Here is a 14,141-nt window from a genome sequence, read left to right as displayed (position 1 = left end):
GCTTATGGTGGGGTGTGCAGTGGCAGGACTGATTGGCCCGACGTGATGCGATGAACATCGGGGCCAGTGGAGAGTAAGAAAATAAAATCCGAGGGTTTGTCGGCTGCCGGCAGAGGGTGTCGGAATCAGGTACTTATTTAAGTGCTTGGGAGGAGGGCGATGCGTGAATGACGGCCGCCTCAGTTGCCCGCAATGCACCCTGCAGGGTACTCATCACCATCTCATGCAGCAGCTTGCGGCGTGCTCCAATGCCGGCCTTGGGCTGCCCAACCCAGGCCGGTAGTTGATTGAGCAAGGACACGATGCCGCTTACGGTCGCGCGTCGGGTGACGCTAGCCGGTTTACCGGTGAGTTGGTCTATGGTCTCCACCAGATGCTGCTCGTAGCGTCGGCGCAGGGTCAGAATCGAGGCTTGCTGTTCGCAGCTCAAACAATGGAGGTCGTACTCAGCCAGGCGGAAATGCGCGGCCATACGCTCGTGGAGCCGCAGGTGCGCCTCAAGCAGGCCGTGCAGTCGTACAGTGGGGGCGGATTTGCGACGGGTCACCAGGCTGGCGCCGTCAAGCAACGCTTCGTAGAGCTCCTCGATCAACTCAAACAGCAGTTCCTCTTTGCTATCGATGTGGTTGTAGAGGGAGCCAGCGGTGATCCCCAGGCAAGTGGCCAGGTCGCGCATGCTGACTCGGCTGAAACCATGCCTGGCGAACAGTTCGACAGCCTTGTGCCGGGTTTCCAGGTAACGCGTGTTGCGTTCTTCGTCGACAGGCACGGCAAAAAGGGTTTTGGAGGGCTGCATGTGACTCATCGACCTCATACGCGAAACTGTCCCAATAGCCGATTGAGCTGACCCGCAAGTTGGCCCAGTTCCTGGCTCGCCTCGTTGGACCGGTCTGCTGCCTGGGCACTTTCGTGGGCCAGGGAGGCTGCGCGGGTCACGTTCTGGTTGATGTCCTCGACCACGTGTGACTGCTCCAGGGTGGCGCTGGCGATCGAGGCGTTCAGTTCAGTGACATTGCGCAGTGCACCGAGTACCTGGTGCAGGCTTTCAGCCGTTTGGTGGGCCTGTTCCACGGTTTGTCGAGCGGCTTGGCTGCTGGCATTGATGACATCTACTGCAGCTTGCGAGTTGCCGTGCAGGCGTTCGATCATGTCCTGGATTTGCGCGGTGGACTGCTGGGTGCGCTGGGCCAGCAGGCGCACTTCGTCTGCTACCACAGCGAAGCCACGACCCTGTTCGCCAGCGCGCGCCGCCTCGATGGCGCGGATCACTTCCAGCACGCTGCCGATCTGGGTGCTTTCCCGGGCCAGGCTCTGGATCACCTCGACGGCCTGGCCGATGGTATCGGACAACTGGTCGATCTGGAGCAGGCTGATGTCGATGTTGTGCTGGCCCCGACGTGCCTGTTCTTCGGCCTGGCGAACTTCGTTGGCAGCGTGCTCGGCGTTCTTCGCCACTTCCTGCACGGCGTAGGAGACCTCGTGGATGGCGGCGGCCACCAGTTCCATCTGCTGCGATTGCTGCTGGCTGTGGTTCTGGCTATCGGCGGCGATTTCGCCGAGCGACTTCGAAGCCTGGTCCAGGCTGTCAGCGGACTGTATGGACTGACCGATCACGCCACGCAGCTTGTTGGTGAACACGTTGAAATGGCCGCTCAAGTCTGTCAGTTCATCGCGCCAGCGGTTATCCAGATTGCGGGTCAGGTCGGCTTCGCCGCTGGCGATGTTCTCCATCGCATCGACCACCCGCGCCAGTGGCGAGGCGATACTGCGGGCAATCAGCAGGATCAGCGCACTGAGCAGCAGGGCGATCGTCAGCAATATGACGCAGGCCTGAATCAGCTGGCGGCGGAACTCGACTTGCACGTCGTCTATGTAGATCCCCGAGCCGACAATCCAACCCCAGGGCTTGAACAATTCGACGTAGGAAACCTTTTCCACCGGCGCGTCGGAACCCGGTTTGGGCCAGCGGTAGTGCACCAGGCCGGCGCCATCGCGTTTGGCCGTGGCGACCATTTCGTCGAACAGCGCCTTGCCGTCCGGATCGAGTGTACCGGCCATGCGCTTGCCCTCGAGCCCGGCATTGGGGTGCATGACCATTCGCGTGTCGAGGTCTTCGAGCCAGAAGTAATCCTCGCGGTCGTAGCGCAAGTCGCGCATGACCGCGATGGCCTGCTGCTGCGCCTGCTCACGACTGAGGCCCTGGCCTTCCAGGCTTTGGAAGTGACGCAGGATGCCGCTGGCGGTCTCGACCACGTGGCGGGTTTTCAGCGCCTTGGCGGTATAAAGGTCGTTATAGCTCTGCTTGAGCATCAGGCCGGCGAGTATCAGCAGCATCAGGATGGATGTCAGCAAAATCAGCCACAGACGGCGGCTAATGGAAATATTGCGCAAGCCGGGCATGGGCAGCTCCACAAGGGGCAAGACAGGGAATAACCGGACGCGGCAGTCGCGTCCGGCTGGAGGAGGTCAGAGCGCGTAGTGGCTCAGTTCGCGGGCGATCAGCAGGCGCTGGACTTCGCTGGTGCCTTCGTAGATCTGGGTGATGCGCGCGTCGCGGTAGTAGCGCTCTACCGGGTAGTCTTCCAGGTAACCGTAGCCGCCATGGATCTGCATGGCGCTGGAGCACACGCGTTCGGCCATTTCCGAAGCGAACAGCTTGGCCTGGGAGGCTTCGGACAGGCACGGTTGCCCGGCGCTTTTCAGGCGCGCCGCATGCAGGATCAGCAGGCGGGTGGCGTTGAGCCGGGTGTGCATGTCGGCGAGCAGGTTGGACACGCTCTGGTGCTCGATGATCGGCTTGCCGAACTGGACGCGTTCGCGGGCATAGCCCAGGGCTGCCTCGAAGGCGGCGCGGGCGATGCCCAAGGCCTGGGCGGCGATGCCGATGCGGCCGCCTTCCAGGTTGGACAGGGCAATGGCCAGGCCCTTGCCGCGTTCACCCAGCAGGTTGGCCTCGGGGATGGTGCAGTTGTTCAGGGTCACCGCGCAGGTATCGGAGGCCTTGATGCCCATCTTGTGTTCGCTGCGGTCGACCACGAAGCCGGGGTTGTCGGTCGGTACCAGGAAGGCCGACAGCCCCTTCTTGCCCAGTTGCGCATCGGTCACGGCGAAGACGATGGCCAGCCTGGCGCGCTTGCCGTTGCTGACGAACTGCTTGGCGCCATTGAGTACCCATTGACCGTCGCGCAGTTCGGCACGAGTGCGCAGGTTGTGCGCCTCGGAGCCAGCCTGTGGCTCGGTCAGGCAGAAGCAGCCGATCGCTTGACCACTGACCAGCAGCGGCAGCCAACTGTCCTGCTGCGCGGGGGTGCCGTATTTCAGCAGGGGGCCGCAGCCTACCGAGTTGTGGATGCTCATCAGCGCGCCGAGGGCACCGTCGCCGGCCGAGATTTCTTCCACCGCCAGGGCGTAGGCCACATAGTCGGTGTAGCTGCCGCCCCAGGTGTCCGGCACGACCATGCCCAGCAGGCCCAACTCGCCCATCTGCGCCACCACGGCGTCATCGATCCAGCCGGCCTTCTCCCAGGCCTGGGCATGCGGCGCGACTTCGCTGCGGGCGAAGTCGCGCGCCATGTCGCGGATCATGCGTTGTTCTTCGGTCAATTCGATATCGTGCATTGCAAAGTCTCCTGCCGATCAGGCGGTGCGTACGGGCTTGCCGCAGGCGCGTTGAAACTCGTTGAAGAAGGCCTGCACCCGGGCAGGTTCCAGCTCTGCCAGGGTTGGCGGGTTCCAGCGTGGGCGCTTGTCCTTGTCGATGATCAGGGCGCGTACACCCTCCATCAGGTCGCCCTTGTCGAACCACTGGTAGTCCAGGTGCAACTCCAGAGCGAAGCACTCGGCCAGGCTCAGGTAACGACCACGGCGCAACAACTCAAGCGTCGTGGCCATCGCCAGTGGCGAGCGGCTGTCGAGCAGTTTCACCGTCTGTTCGGCCCAGTCTTGCAGCTCGGGGCGTTGTTCTCGCTGCAGCGCGGTACGAATGGCCGGGACATCGGGCAAGGCGAAGTACTCGTCGATCGCCTGGCGACAGGCCTTGAGCTCGGACCCGGCAAGACGCTCTGTAGCCATGTCGGCAAGCAGGTCCTGCAAGTCTTCGTCGGGCGCAGCGGTCCAGTTCAGGTGGTCGAGACAGGCATCCAGCTCGGCCAGCCGTTCGCTGGGCAGGTAGTAGTCGGCAAGGTTCGCATAGAGGGCATCGGCGGCACGCACCTGGCAGCCGGTGATGCCCAGATAGGTTCCCAGTTCCCCCGGCAGTCGCGGCAGGAAATAGCTGCCACCGACATCGGGGAAAAAGCCGATGCCGACTTCCGGCATGCCCATCCGCGTGCGCTCGGTGATCACCCGCAGCGAGGCGGCCTGGGCCAGGCCCATGCCGCCGCCGAGGACGAAACCATCGAGCAGCGCCAGCACGGGCTTGGTGTAACCATGCAGGTATTCGTCGAGGGCATACTCTTCCTCGAGGAACAGCTCGTGCTGGTTGTCGCCGGCCTTGTAGCTGTCGTACAGCATGCGGATATCGCCACCGGCGCAGAAGGCCTTTTCACCGGCGCCGCGAATGGTCACGGCGACGATCTGCGGGTCCTGTTCCCAAGCCCACAGGTGCCGGCATAGCAGGCGCACCATGGGCAGGTCCAGGGTGTTCAACGCGCTTGGCCGATTCAGTGTCAGGTGGCCGACGCGGTTGCGTACGCTGGCCAGCACCGGGGCTTGCTGCTCGCTCATGCTCAGGCTTCCCCGCGGAACAGTTGGATGATGGCGGAGAAGTCCAGGCCGCCATTACCTTGCAGGCTGAAGGTCTGGTACAGCTGCTGGGCTACAGCACCGAGCGCGACCGGTTGACGCGCGTGCCTGGCCGCTTCTGTGGCCAGGCCCAGATCCTTGAGCATCAGGTCGCTGCCAAAGCCGCCGCTGTAGCCGCGTGAGGCCGGCGCGTTTTCCAGTACACCCGGGAACGGATTGTTGACCTCCGAGCTCCAGCAGCGACCGCTGGAGGTATTGATGATCCCGGCCAGCACCTTGGCTTCCATGCCCAGGGCCACACCCAGGGCCATGGCTTCGGCGACGCCGACCATGGAGATGCCGAGCAGCATGTTGTTGGCGATCTTGGCCACTTGGCCGTTGCCGGCTGCGCCGCAGTGCACGATGTTCTTGCCCATGGCCGAGAGGATCGGCAGGGCCTGGTCGAACACACTGTCCGGGCCACCGACCATAAACGTCAGGGTGCCTGCCGCCGCGCCGCCGGTGCCGCCGGATACCGGCGCGTCGAGCATCGGGTTGCCTTGGGCAAGGGCATATTTGGCCACTTCGCGGGTGCTCAGCGGGTCGATGGTCGAACTGTCGATAAGCAACACGCCTGGGCCGATATTGGCCAGCAGGCCGTCCTTGCCGCGATAGACCTGCTTCACGTGTTCGGCGGTCGGCAGCATGGTGATGATTACCTCGACCCTGGCCTTGGCCACGGCGGCGGGCGAGTCGGCGGCGCTGGCGCCGGCCTCCACCAGGGCGGCGACCGCCTGGGGGAAGGGATCAAAGACGGTCAGGCTGTGGCCAGCCTTGAGCAGGTTACGGGCCATTGGGCCGCCCATGTTGCCGAGGCCGAGAAATCCGATATGCATGTTGGCTACCTTTTACGATAGGGGGCAGTGGCGCAGGAAATCCTGCGCGCGCTTGTCGTCGGCCGACGCAAGGCGCCGGCCGGCAAAGGTCATTTCAGGGTGATGGTGGTGTTCACCGCGCCGCCGGTGTCGTCCTCGTCGAACCAGCGCTGGGTGATCGTCTTGGTCTGGGTGTAGAAGGTCACCACTTGCTTGCCGTAGGGGCCCAGGTCGCCCAGCTTGGAGGCGCGCGAACCGGAGAAGGAGAACAGCGGGACCGGTACCGGGATTGGCACGTTGATGCCGACCTGGCCGACGTCGATCTCTTCCTGGAAGTGACGCGCGGCAGCGCCGGAACGGGTGAACAGGGCAGTGCCGTTGCCGTTCGGGTTGGCGTTGATGACCTCGATTGCCTCATCCAGGTTGGCGGCGTGCATGACGCACAGTACCGGGCCGAAGATCTCTTCGCGGTACACGGACATTTGCGCCGTGACGCCGGAGAAAATGGTCGGGCCAACGAAGTTGCCGTCCTGGTAGCCCGGCACGCTCGGGTTGCGCCCATCCAGTTCAAGCTTTGCACCTTCTTCGATGCCACTGGCGATCAGGCCGTTGACGCGGTCCAGGGCGGCGCAGGAAATCACCGGGCCGATGTCGGTGCCTGGCTCGGTGCCACCGTTGATCTTGAGGGTCTTGGTTCGCTCAATCAGGTCCGGTAGCCAAGCCTGCGCTTCACCGACCAGGATCACCACGGGCAGAGCCATGCAGCGCTGGCCGGCGGCGCCGAAGGAGGCGCCCAGCAGGTTGTTCAGGGTCTGCTGCCGGTTGGCATCGGGAAGGACGATGGCATGGTTTTTCGCGCCCATCATGCATTGCGCGCGCTTGCCGTTCTGGGTGGCGCGGTTGTAGACGTGGGTGCCGACCTTGGTCGAACCGACGAAGGACACGGCCTTGATATCCGGGTGGTCGCAGATCAGGTTCACCGCGTCGACGCCGCCGTGGATGACGTTGAGTACACCCTTGGGTACACCGGCCTCCAGCGCCAGTTCCACCAGGCGCATGGTCACCAGCGGGTCCTGCTCGGAAGGCTTGAGGACGAAGGTGTTGCCGGTGGCAATGGCCATCGGGAACATCCATAGCGGGATCATCGCCGGGAAGTTGAACGGGGTGATGCCGGCGCACACGCCCAGCGGTTGCAGCAGGGTGTAGGTGTCGACGCCGTTGGCCACGTTGTTGGCCAACTCGCCCATCTGCAGGTTGCCGATGCTGGCGGCGTGCTCGACCACTTCCAGGCCGCGGAACACGTCACCTTCGGCATCCGGCAGGGTCTTGCCTTGCTCGGCGGTCAGCAGGGCGGCCAGTTCCTTTATGTTCTCGCGGATCAGTTGCTGGTACTTGAGGAAGACACGGGAACGGGTACCGATCGGGGTCTTGCGCCAGGTCTTGAAGGCTTGCTTGGCGCTGGCGACGGCGGCGTTCATTTCCTCGGCGGTGGCGAAGGGGACGCGGGCCAGGACTTCCTGGGTGGCCGGGTTGACCACGTCACGCCACTGGGTTGTGCGCGATTCGACGAATTCGCCGTTGATGAGAAGCTTGACGCTTGGAATGCTGGAAGAGGTCATTTTCAGTTCTGCCTACTTTCTTTGGGTCGAGTTAAGCCACTCGGCCTGGATGGCCGAGCGGTCGGATTTGGATTCAGAAGGGCCGGCGTACCAGCCTGGGTTCAGCCCTTGAGTTGCGGGAAGTCTTCTTCGAAGTATTCCTGCGGGCCACGTGCGTCGCCCTGGCGGCGCTGCGTTTCCATTTGCCGCAGTTCCACCCGGCGGATCTTCCCGGAGATGGTCTTGGGCAGCTCGCTGACAAATTCGATGCGCCGTACCCGCTTGTAGGGCGCCAGGTGCTCGCGGGCGAACGCGAAGATGCTGCCGGCCAGTTCGTGGCTGCCCTGGGCTTCATGGGCCAGGATCAGATAGGCCTTGGGCACTGCCAGGCGCACCGGGTCGGGGCTTGGCACCACGGCCACTTCCATCACCGCCGGGTGCTCGATCAGCGCGCTTTCCAGCTCGAAGGGGCTGATGCGGTAGTCGGAAGCCTTGAACACGTCGTCGGCGCGGCCGACGAAGGTGATGTAGCCCTCTTCGTCGATCTGCGCGGTGTCGCCGGTGCGGTAGTAGCCGTCGCGCATCACTTCGGCGGTCTTTTCCGGGCTGTCCTCGTAGCACAGCATCAGGCCGAGCGGGCGCACATCCAACGGCAGGGCCACTTCGCCTTCGTTACCCGGCACGCCATCAGGGTCGAGCATGGTCACCCGGTAGCCCGGCAGCGGACGGCCCATGGACCCCGGCTTGAGCCGCTGGCCAGGCGTGTTGCCGACCAGGGCGGTGGTTTCCGACTGGCCGAAACCGTCGCGCAGCAACAGGCCCCAGGCGTGCTGGATCTGCTCGATGATCTCCGGGTTGAGCGGCTCACCGGCGCCCACCAGTTCACGCAGGCGCAGGCGTGTCTTGTAGCTGGCCAGGTCTTCCTGGATCAGCATGCGCCACACGGTAGGCGGCGCACACAGGCTGGTGACGCCGTAGCGTTCCAGCACGCCGAGCAGGGCTTGCGCGCTGAAGCGTGCGGTGTTGTGGATAAAGATGCAGGCACCGGCATTCCATGGTGCGAAGAGGCAACTCCAGGCGTGCTTGGCCCAGCCCGGTGACGATATGTTCAAGTGCAGGTCGCCCGGCTGCAGGCCGATCCAGTACATGGTCGATAGGTGGCCGACCGGGTAACTCTGGTGACTGTGCAGCACCATCTTCGGCTTGGAGGTGGTGCCGGAGGTGAAGTACAGCAGCATCGGGTCGGTGGCGAGCGTTTGGCCCTCGACTTCGAACTGTTCGGAATATTCGCTGGCAGCGCTGTGCGGGGTCCAGCCGGCGGGGGACGGACCAACGCAGATGCGGCTGCAGTCTTCACCCAGCCCGACGAACTTGTCGACATGGGCGCTACCGACTACCAGGTGGCGAACCTGGCCACGCTCGATGCGGTCGCGCAGGTCATCGGGGGTCAGTAGGGCGGTGGCGGGAATGACCACGGCGCCGAGTTTGAAGGCGGCCAGCATGGTTTCCCACAGGGCGACGTCGTTACCGAGCATCAGCAGGATGCGTTCGCCACGGCGCACGCCGAGGGCACGCAGGTGATTGGCCACCTGGTTGGAACGCGCGGCCAGTTGCTGGAAGCTGTAGCGTTGTTCGCTGCCGTCCTCTTCGACGATCCACAGGGCATTGGCCTGATTGCCCTCGGCCATGGCGTCAAAGTAATCCAGCGCCCAGTTGAATTCGCTCAGCTGCGGCCAGCGGAAGTCACGCACGGCGGTGGCGTAGTCGGTACGGTGGGCCAGCAGGAAGTCACGAGCGGCCAGGAAGGGTTGGCAGTTGTTGTTCATTGGAGTCTCCCGAGACGCGCGCGGGTACCTGAAAGTGGGGAGACGACGGCAAGCAAGAATGGCTTCACGGTGGGTGCCCTGTTTATTTTTATTGGGACTGACCTGGTTCATGACCAAGCGGTTGAATCGAGTATAGGCAGGCATAAATCAAATAAGAATGCTCAAAAAGTCTCGTGCGTTGTGCAAAAAAACACAGGCTGGCGGCATCCCCGATGCGCCAGAAATGCACAAGGCGGGTGCTGCCCGCACCGTCAAGCGATGTGAGCGGCACCCGCCTTGTGCGGGGCCTTACCAGAGCGCCAGGGTATAGCTGAGGATCAGGCGGTTCTCGTCGAGATCGTTGCCGAAGTGGGCGGTGCGCACCGTAGCGTTGCGCCACTTCAGACCGAGGTTTTTCAGCGGGCCGCTCTGCACCACGTAGCCGATGTCGGTGTCGCGCTCCCATTCGCGACCCTCAGGCCTGCGGGCGCCCAGATCGATGCTGTCGCCAGCCAGGTAGCGGGTCATGAAGGTCAGGCCGGGAATGCCGAGCGCCGCGAAGTTGTAGTCGTAGCGCGCCTGCCAGGAACGCTCGTCCTTGTTGGCGAAGTCGTTGATCTGCACGAAGTTGACCAGGTAGGCGTCGCTGCCATTGACGTAGGCAAAGCCGGTGTCGCCACTCATGCGTTGGTAGCCCAGACCGAAGGCATGGCCGCCGAGGGCATAGGTGAACATGGCGCCGAAGGCGTTGTTGTCGATGTTGCTGTTACCGTCGTCGGTGGAGCGGGCGTAGCGCAGGTCGCTCTTGAGCGTCTGGCCTGCGCCCAGCGGCAGCACGTGGACCAGACTGAACTGGTGTTGGTGGTAGAAGTCTTCCAGGCCGCCGTAGTTGTAGCCCGTGTTCAGCCGGTCGTTCCACTGGTAGGCAAGGCCGGCGAAATTGAAGGCGTCACTGCGGGCCTGGCCACTGACAATGCCCTTGGCGCCGGTGGTGGTGATCGCCATTTTCTCGTAGTCCGAGGAGTCGCGCTGGTTGACCCGATCCACGCGCCCGGCATCAACGCTCAGGCCTTTGATCTCCTGGACGTTCAACTGCCCACCGCGAAATGTTTGCGGCAACAGGCGCGAGTCATTGGCCAACAGCACCGGCAACTTCGGGGTCAGGGTGCCAAGCTTGAGCACGCTGTTGGACGCTTTGAACTTGGCCGTCAGGCCCAGTTCGCCATACTCGTCCTTGGCGCGTTTGGGCGGCTCGTTATCGCGCTTGAGCAGGCCAGAGCCGGAGCGATCGGGACTGGAATCGAGCTTGACGCCGAGCTGGCCAAGAGCGTCGATACCGACGCCAATCATGCCGTCGGTATAGCCGGATTCGTAGCGCAGAAGGAAACCCTGGGCCCATTCTTCTTGCTTGGACTGGGCGGCATTGGCCTGGCGGAAGTCGCGGTTGAAATAGAAGTTGCGCGTTTCCAGCCTGGCCGTGCTGTCTGCGAAGAAATCGGCGTGAGCCTGTGCGGCGAGGCCGGTGCCGGCCAGGAACAGAGTGAGGGTGGTGGGTTTCATTGGTTGCCTTTTGTTGTTTTTGTTGTCGACGAGCCGCTCCCGCGCCGCTTGGCGTTGGCGAGGGAGGGGCGCCTCTGGGGTGTCCTGCGCCGAGCGGCGCAGGTCGGGCGTAAAAAAGCGCGAAGCAAAGGAGCGGACTCGCGCTCGGGGCGTCAACCCCGGAAAAAGCAGCGTCAGTGACTGCTGGCCATGGCAGCTCCAAGGCCGGTCTGGGCACGAACGAACTGGTCGGCATAGGCGGCGCGCTCGCGGTCGGCGCGTTCGCTGCGGTCAAGCCTGGAAGCGACCACTATGACCAGGAAGGCCAGTGGCATGGAGAACAGCGCCGGCTGGTCGTAAGGGAAGAGCGCCTGGGCATGCCCCAGTACGCCGACCCACACCGACGGCGAGCCGATCACCAGGGCCAGCGCGCTGACCAGGCCGGTCAGGCCGCCATAGAGGGCGCCGCGGGTGGTCAGGCCGCCCCAGTACATGGCCATGATCAGTACCGGGAAATTCGCCGAAGCGGCGATGCCGAACGTCAGGCCGACCAGGAAGGCGATGTTCTGCCCCTCGAACAGAATGCCGAGGGCGATCGCAACGATGCCCAGGCAGATGGTGGCGATACGCGACACGCGCATTTCCTGTTTCTCGTCGGCGCAGCCCTTCTTCAATACCGAAGCGTAAAGGTCATGGGAGATGGCCGAGGCACCGGCCAGGGCCAGGCCAGCCACCACTGCGAGAATGGTGGCGAAAGCCACGGCGGAGAGGAAACCGAGAAACAGGTTGCCACCCACTGCCTTTGCCAGGTGCATGGCTACCATATTGCTGCCGCCAATCATGGCCCCTCCGAGCTTGCCATCGACGTAGTACTGAGGATCGGTGCCGACGATGACGATGGCGGTATAGCCCAGGACGCAGACCACCAGGAAGAAGAAACCGATAAACACCGTGGCGAACAGTACGGATTTACGCGCTTCCTTGGCATTGGGCACCGTGAAGAAGCGCATCAGGATGTGCGGCAGGCCGGCAATGCCGAAGACCAGCCCAAGGGATAAGGACACCGCGTTGATCGGGTCGGCCAGCAAGGTGCCCGGGCCCATGATCTGCACGCCGCTGGCATGCACGGCCACAGCCTGGGCGGCCAGCGTCTCGAAGCTGAAATCGAAGCGACTCAGGGCCATCAGCACCAGGGTCGTGCCGCCCGCCAGGAGCAGGACCGCCTTGGTGATCTGTACCCATGTGGTGGCGAGCATGCCGCCGAAGATGACATAGACCAGCATCAGCAGTCCGACTACCACCACCGCCGTGCGGTAATCGAGACCGAACAGCAGTTTGATCAGTTGACCGGCACCGACCATCTGCACCACCAGATAGCAGCACACCACGGTCAGCGATCCGAGGGCGGCGAAGCTGCGCACGCGGGTTTGATCGAGGCGGTAGGAGACGATGTCGGCGAAAGTGTAGCGCCCCAGGTTGCGCAAGCGTTCGGCCATCAGGAAGGTGACGATGGGCCAGCCGACGAAGAAGCCGATGATGTAGACGAAGCCGTCGTAGCCCTTGGCGAAGACCAGGCTCGACAGGCCCAGCAGAGTTGCCGCCGACATGTAGTCACCGGCGATTGCCAGGCCATTCTGGAAGCCGGTGATGCCGCCACCGGCGCTGTAGAAGTCGGCGGCGGAGCGGGTGCGTCGTGCCGCCCACCAGGTGATCAGCAGGGTGGCGAGGACGAAGACGAAAAACATGCCGATGGCGTGCAGGTTGAGCGGTTGCTTCTGCGCAATGATGGGCTCGGCATGGGCCAGCACAGGGCTGAGGGCGAGAAGGGCGAACAGGCGTTTCATGCGCGGGACTCCTGCAGGATCTGCGAGCTGAGTACGTCGAAGCGGGTGTTGGCGCTGTGCACGTACCAGGCGGTGAGTAGCCAGGACAACAGGATGATCGTCACGCCGATTGGCATGCCGAGGCTGAGGTGGCTGCCGTCGTAGAGCGGCAGGTGCAGCCAGGCAGGGGCGAAAGCCACCACCATGATGAAGCTGTAATAGATAGCCAGGACCGCGCCGCTCAGCGTCCAGGCCAGCAGTGCACGCTGGCGCGCGAGGCGGTGGAACTTGGGGTTGGCCCTGACCAGTGCACAGGTCTGGACGTGGTTCGGATGGTCGGTCGTCATGGTGCGGCTCCGCATTTCTAGTTGTTTTTGTTGTTCGGCCTTTTGAGGGGCGTACGGGTACCCGGGCAGCGACCCCATGCGGGACGCCACCTGAATGCTGATGTGCTGGAGTTATTGCCGCCCGGATGACCTTGCGGTGGAGAGAGGGCGGTGCAGGAGGGCGAGCCCGATCCTCTGCGCGGCGAGCAGCGGATCGGGCCAACGGCAGACGAGAACCGTGGCCGCGATTGCGCTGTTGCGCAGCTGTTTGAGTCCGGCGTGCATGCCGGTGTTTATCCATGCGCTCATGCTGTCAGCCCTCGGTATTTATTATTGGGGTGGGGGGCTTTCCTGGCCTGAAAACGACGCTGGCCAAGTTGGGTGAGATGCGAGTATATAAGTGCATATTTCCCATATGTATTGGCAGAAAAGCCCGATGGATATGCAAAAAAGCACAACGCAGAACCCACTGAACTGGGACGACATGCGTTTCTTCCTCGAGGTCGCCCGTGCCCGCACCGCCAGCGGTGCAGCTCGCCGCCTGGGGGTGGACTACACCACGGTGTCGCGGCGCATCCGCGCCCTGGAGCAGTGCCTGGGTGCTCTGCTGTTCGAGAAGTCGCGAACCGCAGGTTTTGTCCTGACCGTGGAGGGGCAGCGCCTGGTCAGCCATGCCGAATCCCTGGAAAGTACGCTGCTGGTAGCCTGCGAGCAGGTTTTCGGCACCACCGGGGGGCTCGCCGGGCACCTGCGCATCGGCTGTACCGAAGCCTTCGGGACCTGTTTCATCACTGCGCAGATGAGCCACTTCCTTGAGCACTACCCGCATATCTCGGCGGACATTTTGCCGGTCCCGCATTTCATCAACCTGTCACGGCGCGAGGCGGACATCGCCATCACCCTGGAACGGCCCGAGCGCGGTCCCTATGTGTGCTCGCGATTGTGCGACTACCGCCTGCGTCTGTATGCGACGCCGGAGTACCTGGCCAGTCATCCGACGATCGGCTGTCGCGAGGACCTGGCCGTTCACCCGTTCGTGACCTACGTCGAGGATCTGGCCTTCAGCTTCAAGCTGCTCTACCTGAACGACCTGATGCCCGGCGCCAACAGTCGCCTGCGCAGCACCAGCGTGGTGGCTCATTACCACGCAGCCCTGGAGGGGCGGGCGCTGGCGATCCTGCCTTGCTTCCTCGCCGGCCCCGATCCCCGCCTGTGCGAAGTGCTGCCCGGTGAAGTGGAGATCACGCGGCAGTTCTGGATGTATTACAGCGAGGACCTGCGCAAGCTGAAGCGGGTCACTCTGGTGGCCGAGTACTTGCGTGCTTGTGCGGAACTGAATCGCCCGCTGCTGATGGGCGAGTCACGTGTGATGGGCTATCTACCGTCACCCTGAGGGTGGAGTTGTGCAGCCAGAAGTAAAGCGAAGTAGTTGGTCAGATGTGTTTTCGAAATC

At 63.4% G+C, this 14,141-nt stretch carries 11 protein-coding genes and 1 pseudogene; 1 reads left to right on the top strand and 11 read right to left on the bottom strand.

Translation table 11 applies throughout. The annotated features are described in order from the left end of the window. Window positions 1-133 precede the first annotated feature (133 nt). From ABIE16_RS14985 to ABIE16_RS14935, 11 genes and pseudogenes are all read right to left on the bottom strand, one after another. A complete protein-coding gene (locus ABIE16_RS14985) occupies window positions 134-814 on the bottom strand; it encodes a TetR/AcrR family transcriptional regulator (RefSeq protein WP_429521447.1) in 681 nt (226 codons plus the stop codon). Continuing rightward, entirely contained in the window at window positions 811-1,506 is a 696-nt protein-coding gene (locus tag ABIE16_RS14980; protein WP_429521663.1) for a methyl-accepting chemotaxis protein, read from the bottom strand. The genes ABIE16_RS14985 and ABIE16_RS14980 overlap by 4 nt, the downstream gene beginning before the upstream one ends. A 123-nt stretch (window positions 1,507-1,629) precedes the next feature. Beyond that, window positions 1,630-2,310 (bottom strand): annotated as a pseudogene (locus ABIE16_RS14975) (cache domain-containing protein); the annotation flags it as partial. A 156-nt stretch (window positions 2,311-2,466) separates the two neighbouring features. Beyond that, on the bottom strand, window positions 2,467-3,618 hold the full coding sequence (locus tag ABIE16_RS14970) for an acyl-CoA dehydrogenase family protein (RefSeq protein WP_090456037.1): 1,152 nt from the start codon (window positions 3,616-3,618) through the stop codon (window positions 2,467-2,469). Between the two features lie 18 nt (window positions 3,619-3,636). After that, a complete protein-coding gene (locus ABIE16_RS14965; protein WP_154861919.1) occupies window positions 3,637-4,725 on the bottom strand; it encodes an enoyl-CoA hydratase/isomerase family protein in 1,089 nt (362 codons plus the stop codon). Between the two features lie 2 nt (window positions 4,726-4,727). Continuing rightward, entirely contained in the window at window positions 4,728-5,618 is an 891-nt protein-coding gene (gene mmsB / locus ABIE16_RS14960) for a 3-hydroxyisobutyrate dehydrogenase (RefSeq protein WP_090456035.1), read from the bottom strand. Window positions 5,619-5,707: 89 nt separating this feature from the next. Next, complete coding sequence (locus tag ABIE16_RS14955; protein WP_429521446.1) at window positions 5,708-7,216, bottom strand: CoA-acylating methylmalonate-semialdehyde dehydrogenase; 1,509 nt, start codon at window positions 7,214-7,216, stop codon at window positions 5,708-5,710. A gap of 101 nt (window positions 7,217-7,317) precedes the next feature. Beyond that, entirely contained in the window at window positions 7,318-9,021 is a 1,704-nt protein-coding gene (locus ABIE16_RS14950; RefSeq protein ID WP_429521445.1) for an AMP-binding protein, read from the bottom strand. 288 nt (window positions 9,022-9,309) lie between these two features. Then, window positions 9,310-10,560, bottom strand: coding sequence for an OprD family porin (locus ABIE16_RS14945; RefSeq protein WP_429521444.1), 1,251 nt, complete (start codon window positions 10,558-10,560; stop codon window positions 9,310-9,312). 173 nt (window positions 10,561-10,733) lie between these two features. Continuing rightward, window positions 10,734-12,383, bottom strand: coding sequence for a cation acetate symporter (locus ABIE16_RS14940; RefSeq protein WP_090456028.1), 1,650 nt, complete (start codon window positions 12,381-12,383; stop codon window positions 10,734-10,736). Next, window positions 12,380-12,709: a DUF485 domain-containing protein gene (locus ABIE16_RS14935; protein WP_090456027.1), complete on the bottom strand. Its 330-nt coding sequence runs from the start codon at window positions 12,707-12,709 to the stop codon at window positions 12,380-12,382. The genes ABIE16_RS14940 and ABIE16_RS14935 overlap by 4 nt, the downstream gene beginning before the upstream one ends. 394 nt (window positions 12,710-13,103) lie before the next feature. On the opposite strand from ABIE16_RS14935, the gene ABIE16_RS14930 reads away from it, so the two are divergent. Next, a complete protein-coding gene (locus ABIE16_RS14930; RefSeq protein WP_090456025.1) occupies window positions 13,104-14,081 on the top strand; it encodes a LysR family transcriptional regulator in 978 nt (325 codons plus the stop codon). The last annotated feature ends 60 nt before the right edge of the window (window positions 14,082-14,141 follow it).

The sequence above is a fragment of the Pseudomonas sp. 2725 genome, assembly GCF_050434585.1.
Classification (GTDB): Bacteria; Pseudomonadota; Gammaproteobacteria; order Pseudomonadales; family Pseudomonadaceae; genus Aquipseudomonas; species Aquipseudomonas jessenii.
This window is presented reverse-complemented; position numbering and strand designations above follow the sequence as displayed.